Origin of the sequence: Methanolobus sp. ZRKC3, from assembly GCF_045291275.1 — an archaeon.
Taxonomy (GTDB): Archaea; Halobacteriota; Methanosarcinia; order Methanosarcinales; family Methanosarcinaceae; genus Methanolobus.
In genome coordinates this window covers 321,417-332,975 of sequence record NZ_CP146982.1, presented here as the reverse complement: position 1 = coordinate 332,975, position 11,559 = coordinate 321,417, and the positions used below count along the sequence as shown (strand labels likewise).

8 protein-coding genes and 1 pseudogene are annotated in these 11,559 nt (G+C 33.0%); 5 read left to right on the top strand and 4 right to left on the bottom strand.

Annotated features, from left to right (window positions below; all coding sequences use genetic code 11):
* The first annotated feature begins 16 nt into the window (after positions 1 to 16).
* The 5 genes and pseudogenes from V7O66_RS01570 (at position 17) to V7O66_RS01550 (ending at position 7,202) form a co-directional block, all read left to right on the top strand.
* Complete coding sequence (locus V7O66_RS01570) at positions 17 to 1,435, top strand: flippase (RefSeq protein WP_406661236.1); 1,419 nt, start codon at positions 17 to 19, stop codon at positions 1,433 to 1,435.
* A gap of 64 nt (positions 1,436 to 1,499) precedes the next feature.
* Positions 1,500 to 2,618 (top strand): glycosyltransferase family 4 protein, encoded by a 1,119-nt coding sequence (locus tag V7O66_RS01565; protein ID WP_406661235.1) that lies wholly within the window; start codon positions 1,500 to 1,502, stop codon positions 2,616 to 2,618.
* A 164-nt stretch (positions 2,619 to 2,782) separates the two neighbouring features.
* A pseudogene (locus V7O66_RS01560) lies at positions 2,783 to 3,722 on the top strand (IS5 family transposase).
* A gap of 117 nt (positions 3,723 to 3,839) precedes the next feature.
* A complete protein-coding gene (locus V7O66_RS01555) occupies positions 3,840 to 5,996 on the top strand; it encodes a right-handed parallel beta-helix repeat-containing protein (protein WP_406661234.1) in 2,157 nt (718 codons plus the stop codon).
* 930 nt (positions 5,997 to 6,926) lie between these two features.
* Positions 6,927 to 7,202 carry a hypothetical protein gene (locus tag V7O66_RS01550; protein ID WP_406661233.1) on the top strand — a complete coding sequence of 92 codons (276 nt, stop codon included), beginning with the start codon at positions 6,927 to 6,929 and terminating at the stop codon, positions 7,200 to 7,202.
* 42 nt (positions 7,203 to 7,244) lie between these two features.
* Here V7O66_RS01550 and V7O66_RS01545 read toward each other — a convergent pair whose 3' ends face one another.
* The 4 genes from V7O66_RS01545 to V7O66_RS01530 are packed head-to-tail and all read right to left on the bottom strand — an operon-like array spanning position 7,245 to position 11,500.
* A complete protein-coding gene (locus V7O66_RS01545) occupies positions 7,245 to 8,348 on the bottom strand; it encodes a glycosyltransferase family 4 protein (RefSeq protein WP_406661232.1) in 1,104 nt (367 codons plus the stop codon).
* On the bottom strand, positions 8,339 to 9,925 hold the full coding sequence (locus V7O66_RS01540) for a hypothetical protein (RefSeq protein ID WP_406661231.1): 1,587 nt from the start codon (positions 9,923 to 9,925) through the stop codon (positions 8,339 to 8,341). The genes V7O66_RS01545 and V7O66_RS01540 overlap by 10 nt, the downstream gene beginning before the upstream one ends.
* Positions 9,909 to 10,856, bottom strand: a complete 948-nt coding sequence (locus V7O66_RS01535) for a glycosyltransferase family 2 protein (RefSeq protein WP_406661230.1) — start codon at positions 10,854 to 10,856, stop codon at positions 9,909 to 9,911. Before V7O66_RS01535 ends, V7O66_RS01540 begins: the two co-directional genes overlap by 17 nt.
* Positions 10,853 to 11,500 (bottom strand): PIG-L deacetylase family protein, encoded by a 648-nt coding sequence (locus tag V7O66_RS01530; protein WP_406661229.1) that lies wholly within the window; start codon positions 11,498 to 11,500, stop codon positions 10,853 to 10,855. Before V7O66_RS01530 ends, V7O66_RS01535 begins: the two co-directional genes overlap by 4 nt.
* Positions 11,501 to 11,559 lie beyond the last annotated feature (59 nt).

The following is an 11,559-nucleotide window of genomic DNA, read 5'->3' as shown; positions in this document are numbered from 1 at the left end:
GATTTGTTCAGCACACATGTCAACAATAAAAAATATTGCAAAAAATACGAGCATATTGATCTTAGGAAACCTTAGTTTTAGGATTATATCTTTTTTTGTAACAATACAAATTGCTAGATATTTAGGTAGTGAATTGTTTGGAGTTTATAACTTTGTTTTTGCTTATCTTGCATTTTTCAATATCACATCTGATCTAGGAATGCAGTTCATTATAGTAAGGGAAATGAGCCAAGAAAAGGATATGGCAACTAAGATTATAGGTAATGCATATATTATACGCTTATTTTTGACTGTATTAAGCATGATTGTGGCAATATCGATAGCAAGCCTGACCGACTACCCATTCAGTACTAAATATTATATTTATATAGCATCATTGACAGTATTTTTCATTTCGTTTAGTGATTTCTATTCAACCATATTCCAAACAAATTTAAAAATGCAATACAATATTTATTCTAAGTTGGCATATAGGATATTATCTGCAATTTTGATATTGTTTGTAATATATTTAGAAAAGCCTCTTATATATGTTATTTATTCTCTTGTCGTATCAGAAATTGTAAAATTGAGTCTTAACTACACTTTTTCTAAAAAGTTTCTTAAACCTAACTTTGGATTTGATAGACAATTATGCAAGTATATGCTATTGCAATCCTTACCTTTAGCACTTTCTAGTTCCATCCAGATAATACATAATAAAGTTGATATAATAATGCTATCTTTTATAAAAGCGAATGCGGACATTGGAATATATTCTGCGGCATATAGGCTCTCAGAACCAGTTCTATTTATCACATTTGCATTGACTGCTTCTATATTCCCAATTATGGCATCATCATTTAAAGATTCTACAGAAAGAATGATCAAAACTTATTATTTAAGTGTTAAGTATTTGCTTATAGTCATGCTCCCAATAGTTATTGTCATTAGTTCAACTTCTTCTGAAATCATTGAATTGGTTTATGGTGTTGAATTTATAGAAGCATCTAAACCATTATCAATATTAGTGTGGTCATTAGTTATTATTTCCTTTAATAGTGTTATGTCAAATATGTTAATAGCTGCTGGTCAGCAAAAAATATACACACTTTCTACCCTAATAAGCGCAATTGTAAATATTATGTTAAATATGATTTTAATACCCATCTGGAGTTATAATGGTGCAAGTATAGCAACAGTTATCTCTAATAGTGCATTTTTCCTTGTGTCTTTTTACTATATATCAAGAAATTTATATTTGTTCCCTGTTAGTAAAATCGTAAACCCAATTTTATGCGGATGTGCAATGATAATTACTTTAAATGTTCTCCAGTTTTCTATAATACTTTCAGTTTTAACTGCACTTATTGTATACATTCTTGCATTGTTCGCAACAAAATCATTAGATCAAGATGATATAAACATAATTAGAAAAATTACTAGTCGACAATAATTATTGTGATTGATTAAAATTTGAATTTAAAGAGTATGGCATTAAATTTGGGGGTAAAATAATAATGGTTAAAAAAGTATTGTCAATATGTTCGATAGAACCTACTCGACTTGGTTCTTTTGAAGAATTCATTATAGCATTTACAAAAAAATTAACTGAATCTGGATATGAACATGTAGTTGCAGTTGTCAATAAACCGATTGATCTCGTTTATAGTAAATTGATTAGTAGCGGAGCAAAAATAATATCATTTTCAGAGACTAATTCAACTTATGAAAATACATTAACTTTTGTAAAATTGATTAAACAATTTAGTCCTTCACTTGTTCATTTTCACTTTTTTCCTACGCCCTATCAACCAATTAATTTATACTGTCATTTAAATAATACACCAGTTGTTTATACTGAACATTTTTCACCTAATAAACCTGGAAAAAAATTATTAAAACATGGGCTAAAAAGAGTGTATTATGGTATTTTAGCACAATTATTCAACATTGGTATTTATAAAATCATCTGCGTATCAAAATTTATAGAAGAGAACCATGAATTATATTACCATGTGAAGCCCGGTAAATTAATTACCATCTATAACGGTCTAAATTTAGATCGATTTAATTCAATAAGTAAAGCTAATCAAAAAAATAATCCAGTTGTAATCTGTATAGCGGGATTAACTGAAAGAAAAGGTGTTCAATACTTAATAAAAGCAGCACCATTAATAATTGATCAAGTTTCCGATGTGATTTTTTTCATTGTAGGTGATGGCCCTTATTTTGATGTATTAAAAGATATGGTATCTGATATGAATTTGGAGAAATATTTTGTTTTTACTGGATATAGAAATGATGTTGAGCAATTCCTCTCAATGTCTAACGTATCTGTGGTACCTTCTGTCTGTTATGAAGCGCTATCTTTTGCGGCAATGGAATCTCTTGCATTATCAGTACCTGTGGTTGCAAGTAATATCGGGGGATTAAAAGAAGTAATCGAACATGAAAAAACAGGATTTTTAGTGCCTCCAGAAGATTCTGACGCAATAGCTAAACAAGTCATTGAATTAATAAAAAATCCAGATATTGCTACTAAATATGGACTTGAAGGTAAAAATAAGATTGAACAATTATTTCCACAAGAGAAAGCAGTTATGAAATATATAAAGATTTATGAGGATATTCTTTAATTTAGCTCTGTCATTATACTATTACTAGCTCAATTTTCTAATTTGAATTAGTTTTAAATGGACCCTGTAGAAATGCTCCTTCCTATTTTATTTTGACATCATAATTTAAGAAGAATAAAACTCCTGATTACTTACCACAGAAAACACAAAGAGATGATTGTGTTTTGTTTAACAAATATTTAAAGTTTGTTGATACAGCGCTAACTGTATCAGGAAACTCACACCTTCAGATCTATAGTTGCAAATATTCCAAAAGAAAATATACACAACACCAGTTATTGGTATTGGTTTTGTTGAAAGAGTATCTCGATGAAATTATAAGGATATTGTAGAATTTATTGAAGTAATTAAGTGATCTAAAGCAAGAATAGGGATAAAATAGGTTCCGCACTTTACTACGCTTCACAAATTCATTTCAAGAATAAAATCTATTTATTTCAATGCATTGCTACAACAAACACTAAAACTCTTTTATTCTCACGGAGAACAAGTAAAGATTACTGCTATTGATTCAAGTGGATTTACTAGTGGTCACTGTAGCTACTATTATTCCTGGAGAACGGGAAAGAAACGAAGATCTTTCCTAAAAACTAGTATTTCTGTTGATACTGGAAAATTCATTGTTACTGGTTTCAAGATATCAGGCAAACCTGTGCATGATGCAAAGCATGCAATGAAATTGCTAAAACAATTTCATAAAACCCGTAAATCGAAGTACTACGTGATGGACAAAGGTTATGACTCGGAAGACATACATTCGCTAACAAGAGATGAATTAAAATCAATTGCGATGATTCCTTTTAAACAGAGAAAAAGAAAGAAAATCAAAGGCAAGTACCGTAGAAAAATGGCATGCCAATTTGATGAGGAACTATACCATAATAGAAATCTGGTCGAAACGATGTTCTCTGTTCTTAAAATAAAATATGGTGAACATTTAGGGCAAAAAGGTACTGGAATCAAGCAAAAGAGGTTAAATTCAAGCTATTAGTGCATAACCTTGACAGATATTTCAAGGTTATATTTGTCATTCAAATGAGGATTTCTACAGAGCCGAATAAATATTTATTTATATCATTCCACAAAACTGATAATACTTTGTAGAAAATAATATAGCCTTATTACACCTTACACATATGATGAATAGGATACTATATGCTCTTGAAAAGGTTGTATCTAGGCAGATATTCCAAAAGTAACATTGTGAAGGAGGATTGAACAATGAACATTCGGTCAATCATTGTTTTTTTGCTGGTGATGTTGATAGCTGTGCAGGTGGGAAGTGCAACTATCACACAAACAGGAAATCTAATCACAATAGATGATACAACCCCTGCAACTCTCACAGATGTGAATACAGCCATCAGTAACACCACCGCATTGCAGAACCTTGGCGGTGGCGAATGGCTACTATCGGCAAACATTCTAGTGGAATCGGGTGCTACATTCTCGATCAATGATTTGGATTGTACTTGGCTAAAAATGAATGGCACGGGTGGTCAGGATACATATATTCAAACATGGGGTACACTGAATATAGATGATACAAAAATAACTTCCTGGGATACAGGTACAGGGGATGTAATATACTCAACTGTTAGTACCCCCCGACCACACCTCATTTACGGAGATTCAAGCAGAGCAAAGGATTCCAAAGGACATATTATAGGCTCGAATATATCATATCTTGGATATAGTGGAACAGGAAAGGATGGATTATACTTTTATGGATGGTATAATTCGGGCGGTACTGCATCACTGACGGATAATACGTTCATAAACCTATATTCTATGAATTTCAGGCGATATTTTGGTGACATTGTTATAGATAATTGTACTATCAATGATTCTATATCAACTGCAATCAATTCATGGGCGTTTGGGAGTTGGGATTCATTCACCCTGAACAATTCTATAATAGACACATCTAATCCATCAAGTGCATACACAGGTGGTCTTTATCTCGGTCCTGCTGCAACCATAAAGAATACAGAGTTTACTGTGCGTCAAGGTGCGGGAATACATGTAGAAAATGAAGGGAGTGTATTTGATAACATAACAATATATGAAGGCGCATATTCAGGTTTTGAATTAAGGAAATATGCAACAATCACAAATTCTACAGTATATGACTGCGGGAAGGGGGGACTCTATCTTGTATATGGAGATTCTATCCCTGGGTCGTGGAATCTCACTTTAGTGTCAAGTGACAATGGCGGTGGAGTTCGTGTATACAAAATTCATGAATCGCCTATTGTTGATTTAAGCAATGTATATATCTATAATAGAGGTGGTGCTTATAATTCTGCATTATCTGTTCTTGAGAGTTCAGATGTCATAATATATGGTGCTAATATCATGGAAACACAGTCTGTTTGTGACATATACATGATGGGCGTTACCCCCTATAATGTAACGTTTCAGGATATTAACGATGTAGATGACAAACTACATATAAAATTCGATACTGGTGGAAACACTGATTATAATGGAACCATTGTAAAATCTAATAATATTTACCTTGAAAACCAACAGTCTTCTCACTACGATACATTTTTCTATCCTGACAGATCAAGCTTATATTTCACAAAAGACGCAGATACACCGTTAGAACAGCATGTGGTCTTTGACGACTCACTCACCTTGATTCCAAGTAGTAACAGTGTAGCAGTAAATTATACCAAGAACAGCCACCTGACGATTGACTATCTCAGCAACGATGTAGAAAGAATCAATTTCACACTAAGTGAGTCATCCGGCGTCACAGTGGCAATTAATAACACACATGCAAGTGACTATGAGTTATACACTTCCACAGACTCGCTCATAGAATCAAAAACAGCAAGTGGACTCACCACCTATACAACCACATTAGACAGTGGAGATTATTACATAGCCAAACTGATATGTGAAACAGTTTCTCCATCTGACGACACTCCCTCATCCACCATTGGAGAATATCAGACATTCCCCATCAGCACCTCAGCCACAGCTACGGTAACATGGCTCAAGGATGGTGTCCCGATCGAAACAGATACTGATGTTACCTATGCCGAGGTTACGGTAGTAGGAGAAGAGGCTGGAACCTTCAACATCACCGCAATTGCAAATGATGGTAACACTGAAGTTAGCCAGACGTGGACATGGATGGTGACAGAGGAAGCACCAGCCACTCCACCTAGAGATCAAAATACTTTTCAGGGACTAACTGAAGATGCCAATGCAGCATTGGCCATTACAAGCGTTCCAATTATGGTTTTGATATCAGTAACTGTAATAGGTGCATTATTGGGAATTGTTACAGGTGTTTTGGATATCCAGCCTGCAATAATAGGAGTTTTTGTGGTGGTTCTAATAAGTGTGTTATATTCCTTGTAATAGCAGTATTTAGTGATTATCGGGGGCTTTGGGATTCGCATGCATGAAGAAGCAAACACCAATCTGATATAGCGGTTATTCTAATCCTCATCACAATAACCTGCATGTTATTTTTTGTATATGCTTTTGCTCCTGCAATAGATGTAGTTCTCGATTTATAGAATACAATTCCAACAGATAACATATTCTACAGTGAAGGACTTCACAACGATGTAATTTTCGCCTTTTATTCCTGGCATATGCATGTTGTTTTTGTTGTAGTAATGAGCTTTGCCTATATTGCAATAAACGTGTACAGAAAACAGAGATATCATGAGAAGGGAGAAAGCCTCAGAGGAAATCCAACGCATATCTAAATCATTCCAAATGTTCTTGAATGGTGATAAATCTATTGAAAATAAGATTATCCCCCCGAAAGATTGAAAGACCGACTTGATGTGAAGCATTGCTTATTGACTCCGAGGCAACAAGTTCCAATATGGAAAAAGAATAAGCTAGGAATTATTTCATTAAGTGATATTGTCGACATCATGATGAAGATACTCTACCACCTGAAGATGTAATAAACTCCAAAGATACAGATGAAAAAATTACATTCATTCAAGTAACCTATGGAGAGCATGTTGTAAAGGGTGAAGAAAAAGAAGCTTCTGAATCAAAATATGATACTCTTTTTAAAGTACATACAAATGATGTTGTAATTTCCAATCTTGGTTCTGTTTATGATGCTACCGCAATTGTACCACCTTCTTTTGATGGTGCTGTGGTTTCAAAGGAATATATCATATATCGATCTAAAGAAAATCTGGACCCCATATTTGTATGGATGATTCTTCGTTCATATGAAGCAAGAGCCGACAATCTATTACTATCATCAGGGATGGGCAGCATCGAATCAAATGGAATGAAACAAAAAAAATTAATATTCCTGTGCCTGATTCTGGTACTATTAAGAAAATTACAGATGAATTTAGAAAGGCTGAGGAACTTGAAAAACAGGCTGAAATTATTAAAAGAGATGTTCTTAATGAATTTCATGAAAATACCTTCACTAACAAAACGACTCAAAAGAAATCATCGATGCATTTAAGCCACCTTGATGATTCTATTTTTTTCTACAATACCAACTTTATATTCAAATTCCTGATTTTGTGTGCAAAGCTCCAAGATATAGAGCTGAAGAAACATCTTTTCTTGGAATTGTAATAATGACAGCAATATTAAATTAATCAAATTTTAGGATATACATTATATAATAAATGTTTTATATAATTCAATATACTGTTCAGCAACTTTATCCCAAGTATATTTTTTAGCAAACTTTTTTTGTTGGCTAATTATTTTTTTTTTGTCGATTTCATTAACAAGGTCTTCAATTATTATACAAATTTCATCTATGGTTGGGTAAAAGGAATTGAATTTATATCCATCAAGTAATACGAAATCATTTATCCCAGCATTTTTAGAGTAATATACTGGACCATTTGCAGTCGAAAATGCTTCTAAAATAGCTAATGAAAAAGCATCATAAACAGATGGGTAGATGGCAGCATCTACGCTGCTTAAATATGATTTCAGTTCATATTGATTTAAAATGCCTAAAAATTCGATGTTGTTTTGTAGATTATATTTCATCACCAAATTTTGCAGGTCTTTTCCAGAAGGACCATCACCTGCAATATATAACTTTGTTTTAGATGCTTTCGATGATTTATTTACTGCTTTTGAAAAAGCTTTAATTAAAATATCAACTCCCTTTTCAGGAGAAAGTCTACCATGATAAAATATAGATGGTTCTCCTGTTATTTCACATGAATCTGTCTTTTCAAACCATGTGTTATCGATAGCATTTGGGATTACAACGGCGTTTTTCAGTCGATATTGTGATTTCATCGAGTTTAACATTAAATTAGAATTCAATACGATTTTTTGTGCGCTATGCATCATATAAGGAGATATGAAGTAATCAGGGATATATGTCAAATATTTAATATCGTGATTTTTTAATATCTTTATTTTCAATTCTTCTTTAGGATTTCCATGATAGTTCAATATAACTTTGTGCTTTTTGAACAGAGAAGTCAACTGCAACATAAATTTCCTATTTGGGTATACGAGTGGGCTCATTGGTATGTGAACAATATAGTTTTTAGAATTAGAAGTTATTTCTTTGAAAGACACTATATTAATATGTTCATACTTTTCTTTTAGTTGAGGTATGTTTTTTTTATTTTGAGGAAATACTTTGATATCAAAAGGTAATTTATCATTATTTACAAGGGATGAAAATAAACTAGTTGACACTTTCGAAGGTGCACCACTGCCAGAAGGGTAGTAATATATCAATTCCATGTTTTTTTACCCTCTTGTTTGTTTAATGCCCAGATACAAATTCTCCCATTGTCGTAGTATTTATCGCTAGTTTCACTTAATGAGTTTAAAAATATGGACGTACCTCTTTTATTATCTTCTATCATATAAGATAAATTTAGTTCTGAAATTACAGGCATTGCAATTTCAATTGTTCGGTATCGAAAAGTATTTTCAATATACCATGAAGTTTTAACTGAAGTATTTTGGATTATATATGGTGAATCAAAATATGTTTTCAAGGAGGTTAATGGTAAACGATTTATATCTTTCAGAATGCTTTCGTCTACAAATCCATAAGTGTAATCAACCACCTCTGTACCAATCATTGTGGGTATTTTTGATACTGATGCCACCCTTTCCCCCGTATAGCTGTTGTGGCTTACCATATTATACTGAGGAGAAATATGATTTTTAGACCAGAAGCCAGCAAAATAAATGGGTTCGTTAAGGGATCTTTCATTGGGTTGGCTAGTATCAGAAAAATGCATAAATTGGTAATATCCAGTAAAAATTATGAATATTATTAATACAATTGGTATTATTTTAGAACCATTATTTGTATTTATCAAATTTTTGATTCCAATTCCTGCAAAAATTGCAAAAAATGAAAGAATGAACCATTTCATATAGGTAACTATATAAAATAAAGGTGCAAGTAACATTAGTGATAATAAAATAAACCATTCGGAATTATTTTTATTGCTTTTTAATATAGTATATGCATACCCCCCAATAATAAATACTATTGCAATCCCATTATAGCGTATATATCCAAAAATCATCATTATAATCGATTCGTATCTCGAAGTAGATTGCATGAAAGTTCTTGTAAAGAAGGGGATTAATAAAGTAATTAAAAAACCGAAACATAAAAGTATGCTTAACAAAATATTAGTTTCTTCTTTTAATTTATTTGTTTTTATCTTTTGGCAGAATGAAACTAATAAAAAAGATGCTATCAATGGAAATATAAAATAATACATTTTATGAGTAGCAGTAAGAAGCAAAAACATAAAAATTGTTAATGTAGTATATTTGATGGATTTGAGTGATGATAGTAATAGATAAATAAATAGTGGAAGTAGTACTATGAAAAGAGCACGTGTTCCAGCGGTCCAGGTAGTATAAAATAAGACCCCTTGTGATGTGGCATATGTAAAAGCTACTAAAAATTTATAAATTTCATCTTTAAAAATAGCACTTGCCATCATATATGATGTAAATATACTCAAAAGTCCTAAAAGTATGGAGACCAAAAAAATAGAAAAATCCATTTCAATACCAGTTGTCTGTGAAATACTTGATAATAAAAATGGCACTGCACTTGAAATTGAATAGGGGTACATTCCAAAAACGGATAGTGTACTAATCCACCATTTGGCATAACCAAGTTCGGATAATGAATTTGCTAGGAGATGAATTCCGAAAGAGTCCCAACCAATCTCATTAAAGCTCATTGGATAATGCAATATAAGTACTAATATTATTAGTAATGCAAATAGCAAAGCTTTTGCTTTAATTGAAAATGCACCTGAAATTTTAGGAATTATTGCCATCTCCCAGCATTTTTTTAAACTTTGCAATATAAAAAGATCTAAGCTCTTTAGGCCTTACTTGCGTATAATAGACTTTCACATCTACATCATTGATTTTCTCCCTTCGGCCGATTGCTGACCTCCCATAACCAAATAAACATCCAACTCCTTTATAATAGGGTCTTTCAAACGAATATTTAATTGATTTCATTAGCACATAAGAGAGAGGGTGCCACAAATAGTGATAATAGTTTCCAATTTCTTTCGATCTTGTCCATATGCCCTGGGTTTCAAAGGCTTGTCTTTCAATCACTCTGGCATTTTTAATTCTTTTTGCATTCCACCCTTTCATCTTTGCTTTAACGGTAGAGACAGCGTCGGGAGCATATACTGGCATATAGCCTCCGGTTTCTTCAAAACATTGCTTATGCCACATTCTGGCAGACCCCATTGGTAAGTCATCTCTTGAATATTGAATTTCGAGAGAATCAAATGCATCAAACATAGCAGATATATCATCAATACTCTTCATTTCGTCGAGATCTATAAATGCGTTAGTACCACTGATTATCCCAAGCTTATTATCTTTTTCCAATTCATGCATGAGAACTTCAAAATAATTCACTTCAGGAATATTATCTGCATCTACCAAAGCAATATATTCATAACTTATATTGTTTTCAGAGCAATATTTCATCGCAGAATCAAATCCCTGATTGCACACCCTGGAATAGTGAAATCCCATGTATTCACCGACTTCTTTCAGGTATAAGCCATGTATCCACTCATTTTGTTGTTCCAGACCTTTTATTATAGATGAAGTATTATCATCGCTTCTATCATCCACAATAACCCACATTAGAGGCTTTATACTCTGTGATATGATTGAATTGGCTAAATTTTGGAGGTTTTTTTCTTCATTTCTACAAGGCGTGATTAGGATATATTTCATATATCCCCCTTTAGCCTTATTACTTCAAAGCACTCAGCATATCTGCCGTTAATCTCATAACCCCTGTGCCTTGCCCGTGCTCTTACAGCCTCAAGAAAATGCTCCCCGTATTTGCCCACTTGACTTTTATGTTCTGCGAGGGCTTCCATCTTCAAGTCGATGGTTTCTGTAATATCTACATAGTATTGGTTTCTAAACCCTACATGAGAGCGTCCAGCAGGATATTCAGGTTCATACATGAGTATGTTTGGGACATATCTGCCGGCTGACATCACAGCCTGTGTAGTCCTCATATGATCCTGATGGGTATCATGATACCAGTGAGTATATATCGTGTCTATGTTGTAATCATCTATAATTTTATTAATTGATTCAACTGTAATTGATGAGTATGGAACATTTTTCGTTTCAAAATCAAGATGTATCAGTTGAGCACCTAATTTCTTAGCTCCTTTAATCGTTTCTAGCTTCCCTTCTTCACTATCCCTCAAGACCTTGCCGTCGTGGTATGTGAAGTAAGGGTCGGTCATAACGACCATAATTACGTTATCCTTGTTGCGTATATGTTGAGCAACAGCTCCACCACATCCGATTTCTATATCATCAGGATGTGCTCCTACAGCGAGAATGTTTTTTTGATTCATTGAATTCCCCGCTTTTAATTGTTCAAATATGTATAAATAGTTGTGGTATTAACTTAGAA

Bases quoted from the DNA above. Each gene is read 5' to 3' on its own strand.
- V7O66_RS01570 (WP_406661236.1), top strand. From the start codon at position 17: ATGTCAACAATAAAAAATATTGCAAAAAATACGAGCATATTGATCTTA.
- V7O66_RS01565 (WP_406661235.1), top strand. From the start codon at position 1,500: ATGGTTAAAAAAGTATTGTCAATATGTTCGATAGAACCTACTCGACTT.
- V7O66_RS01555 (WP_406661234.1), top strand. From the start codon at position 3,840: ATGAACATTCGGTCAATCATTGTTTTTTTGCTGGTGATGTTGATAGCT.
- V7O66_RS01545 (WP_406661232.1), bottom strand. From the start codon at position 8,348: ATGGAATTGATATATTACTACCCTTCTGGCAGTGGTGCACCTTCGAAA.
- V7O66_RS01540 (WP_406661231.1), bottom strand. From the start codon at position 9,925: ATGGCAATAATTCCTAAAATTTCAGGTGCATTTTCAATTAAAGCAAAA.
- V7O66_RS01535 (WP_406661230.1), bottom strand. From the start codon at position 10,856: ATGAAATATATCCTAATCACGCCTTGTAGAAATGAAGAAAAAAACCTC.
- V7O66_RS01530 (WP_406661229.1), bottom strand. From the start codon at position 11,500: ATGAATCAAAAAAACATTCTCGCTGTAGGAGCACATCCTGATGATATA.